The sequence below is a fragment of the Rugamonas apoptosis genome (assembly GCF_014042355.1).
Taxonomy (GTDB): domain Bacteria; phylum Pseudomonadota; class Gammaproteobacteria; order Burkholderiales; family Burkholderiaceae_D; genus Rugamonas; species Rugamonas apoptosis.
The window spans coordinates 1-255 of record NZ_JACEZU010000081.1 but is presented as its reverse complement, the minus strand read 5'-3'; the positions used below and the strand labels follow the sequence as shown (position 1 = coordinate 255).

The 255-nt window shown below is 68.6% G+C and carries 1 protein-coding gene; it reads right to left on the bottom strand.

Annotated elements, in window-relative coordinates:
* Positions 1 to 255, bottom strand: a 255-nt coding sequence (locus H3H39_RS27520; protein WP_182157712.1) for a hypothetical protein, incomplete at both ends; no start/stop codon positions are given.

Below are 255 nucleotides of genomic sequence, written 5' to 3'. Positions count from 1 at the left end.
CGTCGGTGGCGCGCACGATGACGCTGTTGTCGCCCTCGACGGCGTTGAAGCTGTTAGTCCAGGTGGTGCCGCCATCGGTGCTGTAGCTGATGGCGGCGCCGGCCTCGGTGCCGCTGATGGCCAGTGTGCCGACGTTGGTGATGCCGTCGCTGCCGCTGGCGCCGCTGTCGCTGCTCAGCGCGACGACAGGCGCCGCAGTCGCGGTGTCGAGGGTGAAAGTGGTTGATGCCGTGCTGGTGTTGCCGGCGACATCGG